A 13,636-nucleotide genomic window follows, 5' to 3' on the forward strand; every position below is an offset into this window, starting at 1 on the left:
TCGGTTACACCATTCTGAATTTTTTGAAAATTTGTCGACGAAAAGGAAGAGGTTTATGACTTACGACGTTATTGTGATCGGAGGCGGCTCAGCCGGATTAATGGCTGCTGCCGCTGCCAGCGGTGAGGGCGCCAAGGTGCTTTTGCTTGAAAAAGGAAATAAGCTCGGGCGAAAGCTGGGGATCTCTGGTGGAGGCCGTTGCAATGTCACGAATGCCAAAGAGCTGGACGAACTCATTCGGCACATTCCCGGCAATGGCCGTTTTCTGCACAGTGCACTGGCGGCTTTCGGCAATCGGGATATCATCGCCTTTTTTGAACAGCTGGGTATAGCCTTAAAGGAAGAAGACAATGGGCGTATGTTTCCAGTGACGGACAAAGCCAAAACAGTTGTCGATGCTTTGATCAACAAGGTACGCTCTCAAGGAGTCGAGATTCGGACAAGCTGTCCTGTTCAAGAGGTTATTTACAATGAAGGTCATACGGCTGGGGTGCGGCTGCGTTCCGGTGAAATCCTACATAGCCGTAATGTCATTGTAGCCGTTGGCGGCAAATCCGTCCCGCATACAGGCTCGGAAGGTGACGGCTATGCATGGGCAGAACAAGCAGGGCATACGATTACGGAACTGTACCCAACAGAGGTGCCGTTGACCTCAGGCGAGACGTTCATCCAGACGAAAGAGCTTCAGGGACTATCCTTACGCGATATCAGTCTGACCGTATGGAATGCGAAGCAAAAAAAAGTTGTCGTCCATGAAGGAGATATGATTTTTACACATTTCGGTTTATCTGGCCCAACTGCTTTGCGGTGCAGTCAGTTTGTCGTCAAGGGAATGAAAAAGGATAAGGTAAACACGGTGTTGTTGACTCTGGATTTACAACCTCACAAACATGCCGATGAAGTCTATCGTGAGACGCTGGAATTGGCATCGGTCGATGCTAAAAAAGCGATCAAAAATGTGCTTAAGCCTTATTTACCGGAACGCTTGATTCCATTGTTGCTCCAGCAAGCCGAACTGCGTGAGGACTTGACCTATGATCATATCCCCAAGCAGCAATGGCAAGAACTTGCTCATCGCATTAAGGCGTTTCCAATCCGTGTGAACGGTACGCTCTCTCTGAAGGAAGCATTTGTTACCGGGGGCGGTGTGAATTTGAAGGAAATTAATCCGAAAACGATGGAGTCCAAGCTGATGCCTGGATTGTTCTTCTGCGGTGAGATTCTCGATATTCACGGTTACACAGGTGGTTATAATATTACAGCGGCGTTTACGACAGGGCATACAGCAGGAACCCAAGCGGCTTTAAACGAGATGCTGTAGGAGTGGGAGGGACTACGCGTAGGCTTTGATCTTACGATCGCTGTTGCTTCTCCAGATTCAAATCCTCCGCTGCGCTGCAAACCGCCATTACATCCGCATTTTTAGGAAAAACAGGAAGTGAAAAAGACTTAAATCAGTCATATTGCTGATTTAAGTCTTTTTTTGTGTAATCGCGTATTGAACAAGCTCTATCTTGTTTTGACATTTGTCGCTATTCTATACCTCAATAATGATAGGTAAAATCATGGGTCTTCTCTTCGTCTGACTGTAAATAAACCGGCCAACATCATCTTTTAACATCTGCTTAATCAGTCCCCACTGACTCATTTCGATTTCTGTTAACTCGTTCACTGTGGACATAATCGTGTCGTGGATCTGACTCATGAGCTCTTCGGAATCCTTAACATATACAAAGCCTCTTGAAATGACCTCTGGCGTTGCGAGCATTTGTTTCTCATTTTTACTCAACGTCATCACAATAATCAGCATTCCGTCTGAAGAAAGCTTTTTACGGTCTCGTAGTACAATATTACCTACGTCCCCTGTTACCAACCCGTCTACCAAGCTATTGCCGGCTGATACTTTGGGCCCCAGGGATGCTCTTCCCTCTTCGATTTGAACAGTGTCACCGTTATGGACGATAAATACATTCTCCATCGGAATCCCCACAGACTCCGCTAGCTGACGATGCTGATACAACATCCTGAATTCACCGTGTATGGGAATTAAATACTCAGGTTTCATCAGGGTCATCATTAATTTTAATTCTTCCTGGCTGCCATGACCGGATACGTGCATTCCCGTGGAGCTGCCTGATCCATAAATAACCTGGGCACCCAGCACATACAAATTATCAATGACCTGGGAAAGGTTTCGCTCATTCCCCGGTATGGCTCCCGCAGCAATGATGACCGTATCACCAGGCAAAATTTCGATTTTGGGATGCAGGGAATTGGCTAAACGTGACAATGCGGCCATCGGCTCTCCCTGACTTCCGGTACATAAAACTGCAATTTCTTCTGCGGGGAACCGCTCTGTTTCCCCCGGCTCAATCAACAAATCCTCAGGCATATGCAAGAAGCCCAGCTCCTTCGCCACCGAAACCACATTTACCATACTGCGTCCGAGTAAAACCAGTTTGCGACCTGTTTCCACAGCCGCGTCAATGACTTGTTGTACACGGTTCACATTAGAAGCGAACGTGGAGATAAATACCTGCTGCTTGGCTCTGGCAAAGGCATCTAGAATATGCCCGCCAACCAAACGTTCTGAAGGGGTAAATCCCGGTCTTTCCGCATTTGTACTTTCGGAGAGCAGCACTTTTACCCCCTTCTTTCCTATTTCAGCCATTCGATGAAGATCGGGAAAAGGTCCGCTTACGGGAGACATATCGAATTTGAAATCCCCGGTATGGACCACATTGCCTTCCGGTGTCTGAAAAAAGACACCCAGGCAATCCGGGATACTGTGGACCGTGGTGAAAAAAGAGGCCTGAATCGTTCCCGCTTGAACGGTTGAATCTGCATCTATAAGATGAAGCTCAGCATCACGTAAAAGATTGTGCTCCCTTAACTTAATCTTAATTAATTCGATGGTGAGCTTTGTGCCAAAAACGGGCATATTAATCTGTTTCAGCAGATAGGGAATACCTCCGATGTGATCCTCATGCCCATGAGTCACAATGAGCGCTCTGACTTTATCCTGATTTTCCAGCAGATAGGTGACATCGGGCACAATAAGGTCAATACCAGGCAGGTTCTCATCAGGAAACTTGGAGCCACAATCGATAACGACAATATCCTGATCGTATTGGATGAAATACATGTTTTTCCCGATTTCATTAACACCGCCTAGAGCAGCAACGAGTAATCTATTATCAGCATGCATCAATTTTATTTCCTCCTTAGGAAAATGCTATCCATATTATTCATTTTTCACGTAAACTTATGCACAAAAAGAACCCTTGTCTCTAAAAGACAGGGGCTCTCACTTGATTTATTAGATACCCACCGCAGCCGAAATTGCAGCAAAAATAGCAGCAACTAACCACAGGATGGGGAATAGCTTGAAGATTACCTTCAGCCACTGTCCAAAGCTGATCCGGGCAATGGCCAATCCCGCCAGCAGTACTCCGCCTGTCGGTGAAATGAGATTGGTTAACCCGTTACCGAATTGGTACGCTGTGACTACTGCTTCACGATTGATACCTACAAGATCGCCAAGCGGTGCAAGTACAGGCATTGTTAGTGCTGCTTCCCCCGAAGAAGATGGGACCAGGAAAGTAATAATATTGTGTGCAACCAACATAATGGTAGTGAACAAGTAACTTGGCAATCCTTCCAGAATGCTTGCGAGTGCATTCAATACGGTATCGATGATCATACCCTGCTCGGCGATAATCAGAATTCCGCGGGCGAGACCTATGATCACTGCAGCGTAGATGAATTCTCCACACCCTTTTACAAAATTCTCAGCTATTTCCTTCTGGCTCATTTTAGTAACTACCCCGACAAAAAGACCGAGTGCGAAGAAAAGGGCGCCGATTTCAGTCATATACCAGCCTTTGGCCAAAATTCCCCAGACAATTGCTCCAAGCGTTACAATAAATCCACCTATAATTAATTTGTCCCGAAACGTGAAGACGACGTCCTCACCTGTATTTTCTTTTATAAACTGCTCGCGATTTATAATATCACTCTGAAAAACAATGGATTTCTCCGGATTTCTCTTAACCCGGTGCGCGTACCACATCGTAAAGACAATAGAAATCATAGTAAATACAAGCCATTCAATAAATCTCAGCCAGAGCTGAGGATTCCCCTTCACCCCTGCGATCCCCTGGGCAATCAATACTGAAAATGGATTAACAGTCGAACCAACATAGCCAATTTGCGTTCCCAGAAATAGAATGAGAATAGCAGTCATAGAATCGAAGCCTAGGGCAAACATTAATGGAATAAAAATCGCATAAAGCGGAATAATTTCTTCGCTCATCCCAAAGGTAGAGCCTCCGAGACTGAATATAACCATGGCAATTGGAATAAGCAGAATCCCCTTATTCTTCAGCCGTCTGGCAAGAGCTGTCAGGGCACGGTCAATGGCTCCTGTCTGCAGTATAATCCCGAAGGAGCCGCCCACAATAAGGACAAAAGAGACCACATCGGCGGCATTGATAATCCCCTCAATAGGAGCGCTTAGGATTTGGGGGAGTCCTTGTCTTAAATCACCGTTCTCACCCGTTTTGGGCACAGTGTGATAGGTTCCCGAAACGATCGCGGTTTTGGTCACACCGTTCACTGTAACTTCATGCCGGTCAAATTGTCCGCTGGGTACAATCCATGTCAATGCGGCGACTGTAATAATAATCAAAAATATTAAGGTATAGCTATGGGGCAAGGATAATTTCCATTTCTTTTTCTCGATGTTCATGTTTATCCCTCATTCCAAGAATGGTTATAAGTAACCTTCCCTCCCATAATGGTCAGTATCACTTGGGCATCCCTGATATCACCAGCAGATGCATTAAGAAGGTTGCGGTCAAAAACGGCGATGTCAGCATATTTTCCAGCCTCCAGCGTGCCTGTGACCTCTTCCATATAACAATGTCTGGCTCCATTAATGGTCCATGCCTTTAAAACTTCGGATGGCGGCATCCCACGATCGGGATACCAGCCTCCAGCAGGTGATCCGTCCGGAAATAACCGATGAGAAGCTGAGTACAGTGAATCAGGAACACTTGTGATAAATAAAGGCAGGTCAGTCCCAATGGTTATTGGCACGTTAGCCTCCAGCATAGATTTATAATTATAAAATCGGTTCTCATTACCTTTGCCTACCACAACAGGCATATAGGCCTCTTCATAGGTTGGATTCAGTAGCAGGATTTGGGCGTAGACTTCGGCAAAAATTTCGTTTTCGCCCATTCTGATCAAATCATCTGGATGAGGATACTCTAGATCACTGATAGAATGTCTGATAAGGTTATTACCTTGTTGTTCGCGGCATTTTTCAATCATGGATACCGCTTGGCGAATCGCAGCATCACCTTCTGCAGTTAGGCAGCATTTGATACCTTGGCTGTCCGCTTCCAGCACAGAGGCTTCAATTTTTTCGTAATCAACCGTCCTCAAATTCGTGACTTCAGGCATATCTGCGTACGGTTCCAGCATGTCCCCCGTATGATCTGCTACGACGCCGTCAAGCATCAGCTTGTATCCTTGGAAACGAATAAGGTCCCCATTATAAAGTGCTTTATACTTCATACCGGTGCCAATATCCAACGGTTCAACAACGGGTTCAAGTGAGAAATGAAATCGGAGCGGCAGTTCTCCTGTTTCTTTCAATTCTTCTAGAATCGGCAGCAGCTCGCTATGCCGGTCAAAGCCAATATCTTTTATGGAGGTAACTCCTCGTGCAGCTAGTATGCGGCAAAACTCCATAAACTCTTGTTTGACAAGGCTGTGATCCTTCATCATAGCTTGGAGCAGCAAAGCGCGTGCCTCAGCACTGCATTGATCCGGCAAAAATTGATATTTCTCCTGTGCCAGTCGGTTCATCCAGCAGTAGCTTTTATTTAGGTTAATGGCAATCACCGCCCGATCAGGGAACAGCTCGTCCAACAAGCTTTGCTCAGGCAGCTTGCCCCAACCTTCCTCGCTCCAGCCGTAAGCGGTTACATCTTTCCCTGGCGGAAGGTTGTTTGCCGCTTGTAGCATGGATTCCATTGCTTCTTCAATAGAGGCTGCATGAGTCAAATCCACGCCCCGATGCATCGACATATATCCGGTAAAAAATACATGGTTGTCATGAACTCCTGGCATGATAAAAGCATCGCCCAAATCACAGACAACCGTTCCCGCTCCTATCCAAGCTTGTGCCTCCTCGGGACGCCCCACTGCTGCAATACATTCTCCTCGCAGTGCAATAAACCCCGGCGAGGCTTCATTTTCTAAGCCATTAAAAATAGCATTTGACAGTAAAACTTTGTCCGCTAATGTATCATTCTTCCCTTGCACAATTTCACCCCCTCATTATTCATCCGCCTCACTACATAACGTAATATAACGTTATAATATAGCTTCTGCTTCTCTTATAGAGTGGAAGCAGAAGCTGCGCCGTACCTGAATACATTTACATAACAGGCAACGGATTTATATTGAGAATTGATAACGATCTCCAATGATGTACTGTTTACCTACATGAACGGGGCCTCCATGCTGATCATAAATAATCGTGTGCATGTAGAACAACGCCTGTCCGATGGCCGTCTCCAGCAGCTTTGCCTGGTATTCATCCGCCAAAGCGATTTGTAATATCGTCTCTCCCGGTTGGTTAGGATCAATGCTGTATTTATGACGTAACAGTTCGTATACAGAGTCCACCAACTGCTCTTCCATTAGAAAAGAAAATCGGTCATAAGGATAAAAATTATTCTCCAGCATTAGCGGTCGATCACCGGCGTATCTTTTGCGCTGAATATATAACACCTTTTCTCCTTGTTGCAGCTGCAACTGATGTGCAATTTCCTCATCTGCTTCTATGATTTCACGTTCTGTGACCACACTGTGTGAAGATAGGCCGTTGGATTTGCAGGCAGCCGTAAAGCTGATGACATGTTCAATCTTCCGCCCAATTTTGGGTACATTGACAAAGGTACCTTTTCCTTGACGTTTGGTCAGATAACCTTCATGAACCAATTCGGCAATGGCTTTTCTTACGGTAATTCGACTTACATTGTAGGTCTCGCTTAGCTCAGTTTCGGTCGGTATACGGCTTCCCTGCGTAAATGTTCCATTATGAATAGCCGTTTTGACCGCTTTTTGTAATTGAATATATAATGGCTCTGCTTGGTCCGAATTCAACATAATGTGCCCTCACTTGTCATATAACGTTATATTACTCCCACTTAGAGTATCAAATGTTACATATTCTTACAAGTGAAGATATTTGAACATAATTTTTTAGTAGCGGACGCCGTATCCAAAAGAACCTTCTACCAGACAGCTCTGAGCAGCAACCCTCGAGCCTTCTACCATAGCGTCCTGAATGTTGCCATTTTTCAAAAAGCTCAGTAAAAAGGCGGTTATATAAGAGTCTCCTGCCCCCATCGTATCCACAGCGTCCACGGAATCAGGCATTTGAAAATAGAACTTAGTACCATCATAGGCAATAGATCTATCTCCGCCGCGTGTGGCTACCAGAATTTGCCTCTCTTTTTTTCGATTGGAGCGGATATAGTTCTGCGTCTCTTCATCCGTCATATGGCTGCAAGAGAAGAAAGCGAAATCGGCGTACGCAATATATTTCTCCACCTGTGCATCTATGAAATCATCCGAAAAGTCAAAAGAAAGAGGGATTCCCAGCATCTTCAATTCAGGCAGCAAGTGTCCTGTATGACTGTACAAGCCGGTGTGAATAAGGTCGAACCCGCCAACATAGGCCTTGTCATCTTCACTCAGCTTCAGCGGATGGAGACGTGTAACTCCTCCCTCATTGCTGCCTAGAAATACTCTGTCTCCGTCTTCCAGGGTTACACGTGCGCAGCCGTTCTCACCGCTGTGATATCTGCACCGTGAAATGTCGATTTCCAGCTCACGGAGAATGTGTTCTACATGCTGTGCTTCGTTATCATCTCCGAATACTCCGATAAAGGCTGCATCTACTCCCGCTTTTTTGGCAAACACACTGAAATTAAGCGCATTGCCGCCAGGATACATCATGCGCAGATGAACATATTTATCTACCACATTATCGCCAATGCCTAGAACTTTCATGATGGTTTCCTCCTGTTGGTAAGTGCGCTTAGTAAACTACTTTGCCCATATAACGGCGAGTCTCCAGTGGGTGATTGCGTACATTTGCGAGTGCTTCACGATAAACACATACAATGCTGTAAAATAAAACCGGGTTAAAAAACTCGACGACCTCGTCGGCAATAGTTCCGATTCCAAGCTCCTTTGCATCAATCACTTCCACTTTCTCGGCATATTGATTCAGGAAAGTCTGTGCCCGCTCATCCAATGCCCGTGTGCGTCCTTCGTTGATCATCAGAATAAATGGAGTTTCTTTATCCGTTACTTCAAACGGTCCGTGGAAAAATTCACCCGAATGGATTGAAGCCGCATGAAGCCATTGCATTTCCATTAGAGAGCAGATAGCAAATCCGTACGCATGTCCATAAGAAGCTCCGCTGGTCAGGATATAGAAGAGGTCTTCATTGCGATATTTGTCAGCGAATACACTGGCACGCGGTTCAACTTGTATTTTTGCCCGGTTAATAATTCCATTGATTGCTCCCAAGCCGTTCTGGAAAGCTTGATAATGCACATAGCCTTCAGCGATTTGAAGCAGCTCAACAGCAAGCTCCAAAATAATAGCCATCGGGTTATTTTTGACATCGCTCTCATCTCCCCACTCGTAGAGGAATGAATAATCAGAATAATTGAGCAGTGTCGCTTCACTATTGTGGGTTAAGCCGATGGTGTAAGCGCCTTTCTCTTTGGCTGATTTAGCAGCTGCAACCGATTCCGGCGTGTTTCCTCCATGGGAACACACGATGACTACAGCGTTTTTACCTAATCGTTTTGGCAGTGCGTGCACAAACTCATTCGCCGTATACATCCCTGCTACCAGCTTCTTTGCTTCACTATCCAAAAAATATTTTGAGGGATACATATCGACTAATGAGCCCCCGCAGGCTACTAAATACACCTCAGAAATCTCTCCGCTTGCTTGTTCATAAATCGTCTGAACCGTCTGTTGTACATTCATTTTTATCTCTCCTTTTTATATAACGTTATATAACGTATTGTTTACGAGATAAATATAAGCGCTTTCAATAAAAGTGTCAACCCCAATTATTCGATCAAATAAACTTTTTTTATAACCTGTCATTAAAAAAGCTCTAATCCTTGTGTGAACGGAATTAGAGCTCCTTTTTTAGATTTAATTCATTGATAGGTGGTTGGCAACAACGAGGCTACTCCTACAATATACGCACAAAAAATATAGTCTTATAAATGGGTTTGTCCGAATAAACTTAAGTAGACAAAATACATAACATCCAATAAAAAATCAAGGAGGGAGTCACCATTAATACATTTATCAGTTATATTTTTCTTGGTCTGTCACTTTCGGCCCCCATTGGACCAATTAATGCCGCACAGTTGGATCGGGGTATCAAGAATGGTTTTTGGCACGCCTGGTTTATTGGGCTTGGTGCAATAACCGCAGACATTATCTATATGCTACTTGTTTATTTGGGAATGATTCACCTTCTTAATGCTCCGTTTGTCAAAGCTTTTTTATGGCTGTTTGGTTTTTTCGTACTTGTGTATACAGGTATTGAAAGCATCAAAAATGCAGGTGTGATTTCAGAATCCGAATTAAGGGGAAATGGTAATACATTAAGTAACTCATTTATGTCCGGTTTTCTAATGTCATTATTTAATCCCCTCTCCATCCTTTTTTGGCTTGGCATTTACGGATCCATACTCGCAAACGTCGCTAATACATATCCAGTACAACAACTAATGATCTATAGCGGAGCGATTGTATTAGGCGTGTTACTCTGGGATGTGACCATGGCAGCCGCTTCAAGTATTTTCCGGAGGTTCCTAAAAACCGGCTTGCTTAAAACCATCTCTTGGATGTCCGGATTATCTCTTATCGGTTTTGGCTTTTATTTTGGCCTACAAGCATTTCAATTACTTTTTTTACGCTAACGCTTAACTCACTGACAACGTTAATGAGATTCCTTGGCGTGCTTTCGGCGAACCCATTGTACAATAAGGTCACATATTGCAATTAACAAGACAAGCAGTAAGCTGATATACACTCCCGGGCGGCTAAGTTTATGAAAAAATGATCCGACCACGGCCATAGCTATCAACAATAATCCAATCCAACGTTTAATATTATTTGATCTGCTCGATTCCAGTAGCTTACCTGAAGACAGCAAAATAAAGCACCAATTATACAACAGCATTAAACCCGCTGCTGTAGTGATATATTCATATACTTTTCCCGGTAGCAGCAACGACATTACGATGGCTGATATTAATCCAACGGAGATCAAACTAAGTGCATAAAGAGGATATTTGCCCTTCCACTTCTGTGAAAACAATGTGGGCGCATCTCCTTCCTGTGCAAGCGTAAGCATCATAGATGTCTCTGCATATAGAGATGCTGTCATTGTGGAGAACCCTGCAATAATAAGCACTCCATTAAATAAATGAGGCACAAAAACCAGATGATCGCTGCTAAGCGCAAGCACAAAAGGACTTTCTTTCGGGTTAAAGGCACTTAATGGCACCATAGACACAGCCAGACCAATCGAAAGCACATACACTGCAACCAGTGTAATCAGCATTACCTTGCCTGCTTTAGGTGCATCCTCCGGTTTTTGAAGCCGATTAGACATAATTCCGAGTACTTCAATACCTCCGTATGCATAAAAGGCAAAAATAAAAGATGACCACAATCCTATGCCCCCAGTCGGAAAAAATTCTTTGTAACTGATGGGGAACTTCGGATTATATTTTCCTCCTCCAATCCAGCCTGCCAAAAGAGCAACGGCCAAGACCAGAAACATAACAATAGCTGCCATCTTAATGATGGCCAGTACATTTTCAACTCGATCAAAACCCTTATTGCCAAAAAAAACAATCACAAGCCCTAAAAGCCCGAAGCCTGCTGCAAATATCCACATCGGTACCTGAGGAAACCAAAAGCGTGAGAATATAGATAGCGCGGTTAGTTGACTCCCATTGATAAGCAATTCTGAGAACCAATACACCCATCCACTGCCGAATCCTGCCCAACTTCCAAATGCTTTTTGGGCATAGGAACGAAAAGAACCCTGTTCAGGATGATCTGCCGTCATGCGCGAAAGGGCATCAAACACCACATATGTTCCCACTGCTGCAAAAAAGTATGCAATCAGCACGGCTGGACCACCTATGGAGATCGCTAAGCCAGACCCGAGGAAATATCCTGTACCAATGGTACCTGCAACTCCTAATAAGCTAAGTTGCCACCATTTTAGTTTTTGATCTTTTTGCTTAACAGCTGAAGACTTGCCCATAATGAAAATCACCCTATTCCTGATATTGAGACCTAGTTCTCCGATATTATGTTTGCCTTCTTCACCATATTTCATGTGGACAGCAATTCATTTCGTTATTTGTGATTTCTAGGATTAGTGTGATTATTTATATAATAAAAAAGCACCAGCAAACTCGTTTAAGGTTTGCTGATACTTTTTCTACATAAAACCAGAGACTTCATTTGGGACTACATAGATCTTTTGTTGCGTTAATGATTAATTATCAAAATTTAGACATAGAAAGTGCCTTGTCCGCATTTTGGATATCCATTTGAATTTGCTGCTCTGGATCATAAGCATTATAGTAGCCATTGTTCTTCATATAATTAAAAATTTGTTCATGAAGATTAACAGCTTTGCTCAATTGGTCACAAAGAACATTGCGAACTTCCGAGCTGGTTGACTCTGTCAGGGCAATTGCATAGCTTTTAATTCCACTTTTAGCCGAAATCAACAGGTCTGAAGCGATCACCTGATCCGTCATTCCGCCCATTCCAGTCATGTTCTGAACAATAGAATTCACGTTAATCCTCCTTTAAATTACACGAGCAGATTTTTAAGTTGTTGAATATCTTGTGTACCACCGTTTACATCCTGCTGCAAAATGTTTTTTAAATTTGTGTCTGATACTAAAGGAATCATGGTTTGGGCTTTTGTCAGGCAAGTTGTTTTAAACGTAAGTAGCTCATGTAATTCCAATTTTTCGTGAACTCCTAATTTTTGCAAGGTCAAGACCTCCTTTCTGAAATTGTTATTCCCTGCTGTCGTTGCTATTTATGCATATCCTACAGAATTTCAATTTTGGTGAAAACTCTAACTGAGTTCTTCTCACACAAAAAAAGCTCCTTCAAAGCCACAATAATTAATGGTCTTATAGGAGCTTTATCCTAATATGAGCTGAACAGTGAAGACTCAAATTCGAATCATGACTTTTAGGACAAAATCAGATATGGATGCTTCCAGAAAATCCATCCACATCGTCTTCAGGTTGTTGATCAGAGCTGACGTTGTGCTCCTCCATCGTATTAGTGTACGTTTGAGAGGAGCCATTTTTATAAGCTTCGCTCCAGTCTTCGTTGATCGTGTGTGCCGGAATAATCCAATCTTCCGTGCTATAACCTGGATGTTGTACACCTATATTTCCTTGCAAACCGGGATATTGATCCGGTTTAGAGAAAAGAGTCCCTACCTCAATCATGCTTCCTTCATAGGCTTGGCAAATTTCCAATGCTGATAGCACATCCTGGTTCTCAATATGAACACTGAGACCTGTGTCACCATTTGTGCTGGCGGAGTATCCAATTTCCTTTAATGTTTCACAGGCTTGGGCGGCTTGCTGCGGATCACGAAATTGAAAACGGAAAGAACCTGTATCCATGTGTTTCATCTCCTCTGAAGTAGCTTATTTGGTTAATTGGGGTTCATCAAGCTAGGTATGTTATTTTTAATATAACCAACCGGAACAGTATTTTTACATTCAAAACCTTTATTTTTCAAAAATTTACTTAAAGCTTTGAAATTAAATAGTTAAAAAAGCAGCTACTGTGACAAATCGCATGTTTTCGCTACGTAAATCCCTTTATGCTAGTAACAAGGGTATGGTTGCCCGGTCATCCGAGCCGAGCGGTCAAAGGATGCCCAAATCCATACATAAAGGCGGAATGAAGATGATAGATTACCGAACATTGGTGACACAGCAATCCATGCATTTGTATAGCGTGTTTGCCAAGTCATTCAAAAGTGTAAACGAACATGCGGTTGCTGGCATCAAAACGGTGGGCTTCAACCCCACGGCCTTCGCCGTGATGGAAGTTTTATATCACAAGGGCGCGCAGCCAATCCAACAAATTGGAGCAAAGCTGCTTCTGCAAAGCGGAAATGTCACTTATGTTATCGACAAACTAGAAAGCCGCGGTTATTTGCATCGTCACCCGTGCGACCAAGATCGTCGGATTATATATGCAGAATTGACGGATGAAGGACAACGTGTCATGGACGAAATTTATCCTGATTATACACGTCAGATTGAACGTGCCTTTAGCGGAATCAGTGAAACCGAAAGAGATCAACTCATCGGCTTGCTCAAAAAAATGGGCCGTAGCGCTGATAACTTGTCACCTTATCACAAATAGAATGAATAGTAATTTTAGCAACTAATCGTTTGTGAATAAACGAACAATCTTATAGCTGTGCTAAAACGAAAATTTAGA

Annotated in this window: 13 protein-coding genes; 3 read left to right on the top strand and 10 right to left on the bottom strand. The window is 43.6% G+C overall.

What is annotated here, in order from left to right:
• Nucleotides 1–55: 55 nt before the first annotated feature.
• Nucleotides 56–1,321 (top strand): NAD(P)/FAD-dependent oxidoreductase, encoded by a 1,266-nt coding sequence (locus ACUYLD_RS10410; protein WP_446674954.1) that lies wholly within the window; start codon nucleotides 56–58, stop codon nucleotides 1,319–1,321.
• Between the two features lie 216 nt (nucleotides 1,322–1,537).
• Here ACUYLD_RS10410 and ACUYLD_RS10415 read toward each other — a convergent pair whose 3' ends face one another.
• The 6 genes from ACUYLD_RS10415 to ACUYLD_RS10440 all read right to left on the bottom strand — a co-directional run bounded on the left by ACUYLD_RS10415 (nucleotide 1,538) and on the right by ACUYLD_RS10440 (nucleotide 9,091).
• Complete coding sequence (locus tag ACUYLD_RS10415) at nucleotides 1,538–3,208, bottom strand: ribonuclease J (RefSeq protein ID WP_069291088.1); 1,671 nt, start codon at nucleotides 3,206–3,208, stop codon at nucleotides 1,538–1,540.
• A gap of 111 nt (nucleotides 3,209–3,319) precedes the next feature.
• Complete coding sequence (locus ACUYLD_RS10420; protein WP_446674955.1) at nucleotides 3,320–4,750, bottom strand: YfcC family protein; 1,431 nt, start codon at nucleotides 4,748–4,750, stop codon at nucleotides 3,320–3,322.
• A gap of 2 nt (nucleotides 4,751–4,752) precedes the next feature.
• Nucleotides 4,753–6,336 carry an amidohydrolase gene (locus ACUYLD_RS10425; protein ID WP_446674956.1) on the bottom strand — a complete coding sequence of 528 codons (1,584 nt, stop codon included), beginning with the start codon at nucleotides 6,334–6,336 and terminating at the stop codon, nucleotides 4,753–4,755.
• Nucleotides 6,337–6,471: 135 nt separating this feature from the next.
• Entirely contained in the window at nucleotides 6,472–7,185 is a 714-nt protein-coding gene (locus ACUYLD_RS10430; RefSeq protein ID WP_061831977.1) for a GntR family transcriptional regulator, read from the bottom strand.
• Between the two features lie 96 nt (nucleotides 7,186–7,281).
• On the bottom strand, nucleotides 7,282–8,094 hold the full coding sequence (locus tag ACUYLD_RS10435; RefSeq protein ID WP_446674957.1) for a PfkB family carbohydrate kinase: 813 nt from the start codon (nucleotides 8,092–8,094) through the stop codon (nucleotides 7,282–7,284).
• A gap of 28 nt (nucleotides 8,095–8,122) precedes the next feature.
• Nucleotides 8,123–9,091, bottom strand: a complete 969-nt coding sequence (locus ACUYLD_RS10440) for an SIS domain-containing protein (protein WP_446674958.1) — start codon at nucleotides 9,089–9,091, stop codon at nucleotides 8,123–8,125.
• Nucleotides 9,092–9,411: 320 nt separating this feature from the next.
• Between ACUYLD_RS10440 and ACUYLD_RS10445 the strand changes: the two genes are divergently transcribed.
• Nucleotides 9,412–10,044, top strand: coding sequence for a LysE family transporter (locus ACUYLD_RS10445; RefSeq protein ID WP_254351284.1), 633 nt, complete (start codon nucleotides 9,412–9,414; stop codon nucleotides 10,042–10,044).
• A 20-nt stretch (nucleotides 10,045–10,064) separates the two neighbouring features.
• Here ACUYLD_RS10445 and ACUYLD_RS10450 read toward each other — a convergent pair whose 3' ends face one another.
• The 4 genes from ACUYLD_RS10450 to ACUYLD_RS10465 all read right to left on the bottom strand — a co-directional run bounded on the left by ACUYLD_RS10450 (nucleotide 10,065) and on the right by ACUYLD_RS10465 (nucleotide 12,804).
• On the bottom strand, nucleotides 10,065–11,405 hold the full coding sequence (locus tag ACUYLD_RS10450; protein WP_446674959.1) for an amino acid permease: 1,341 nt from the start codon (nucleotides 11,403–11,405) through the stop codon (nucleotides 10,065–10,067).
• Between the two features lie 244 nt (nucleotides 11,406–11,649).
• On the bottom strand, nucleotides 11,650–11,949 hold the full coding sequence (locus tag ACUYLD_RS10455; protein WP_061831981.1) for a spore coat protein: 300 nt from the start codon (nucleotides 11,947–11,949) through the stop codon (nucleotides 11,650–11,652).
• A 17-nt stretch (nucleotides 11,950–11,966) separates the two neighbouring features.
• Complete coding sequence (locus tag ACUYLD_RS10460) at nucleotides 11,967–12,152, bottom strand: hypothetical protein (protein WP_061831982.1); 186 nt, start codon at nucleotides 12,150–12,152, stop codon at nucleotides 11,967–11,969.
• Nucleotides 12,153–12,369: 217 nt separating this feature from the next.
• A complete protein-coding gene (locus ACUYLD_RS10465) occupies nucleotides 12,370–12,804 on the bottom strand; it encodes a hypothetical protein (RefSeq protein WP_446674960.1) in 435 nt (144 codons plus the stop codon).
• A 289-nt stretch (nucleotides 12,805–13,093) separates the two neighbouring features.
• On the opposite strand from ACUYLD_RS10465, the gene ACUYLD_RS10470 reads away from it, so the two are divergent.
• Nucleotides 13,094–13,558 (top strand): MarR family winged helix-turn-helix transcriptional regulator, encoded by a 465-nt coding sequence (locus ACUYLD_RS10470; RefSeq protein WP_250259446.1) that lies wholly within the window; start codon nucleotides 13,094–13,096, stop codon nucleotides 13,556–13,558.
• Nucleotides 13,559–13,636: the final 78 nt, after the last annotated feature.

Source organism: Paenibacillus sp. SER-28 (assembly GCF_052906305.1).

Bases quoted from the DNA above. Each gene is read 5' to 3' on its own strand.
- ACUYLD_RS10410 (WP_446674954.1), top strand. From the start codon at position 56: ATGACTTACGACGTTATTGTGATCGGAGGCGGCTCAGCCGGATTAATG.
- ACUYLD_RS10415 (WP_069291088.1), bottom strand. From the start codon at position 3,208: ATGCATGCTGATAATAGATTACTCGTTGCTGCTCTAGGCGGTGTTAAT.
- ACUYLD_RS10420 (WP_446674955.1), bottom strand. From the start codon at position 4,750: ATGAACATCGAGAAAAAGAAATGGAAATTATCCTTGCCCCATAGCTAT.
- ACUYLD_RS10430 (WP_061831977.1), bottom strand. From the start codon at position 7,185: ATGTTGAATTCGGACCAAGCAGAGCCATTATATATTCAATTACAAAAA.
- ACUYLD_RS10435 (WP_446674957.1), bottom strand. From the start codon at position 8,094: ATGAAAGTTCTAGGCATTGGCGATAATGTGGTAGATAAATATGTTCAT.
- ACUYLD_RS10440 (WP_446674958.1), bottom strand. From the start codon at position 9,091: ATGAATGTACAACAGACGGTTCAGACGATTTATGAACAAGCAAGCGGA.
- ACUYLD_RS10450 (WP_446674959.1), bottom strand. From the start codon at position 11,405: ATGGGCAAGTCTTCAGCTGTTAAGCAAAAAGATCAAAAACTAAAATGG.
- ACUYLD_RS10465 (WP_446674960.1), bottom strand. From the start codon at position 12,804: ATGGATACAGGTTCTTTCCGTTTTCAATTTCGTGATCCGCAGCAAGCC.
- ACUYLD_RS10470 (WP_250259446.1), top strand. From the start codon at position 13,094: ATGATAGATTACCGAACATTGGTGACACAGCAATCCATGCATTTGTAT.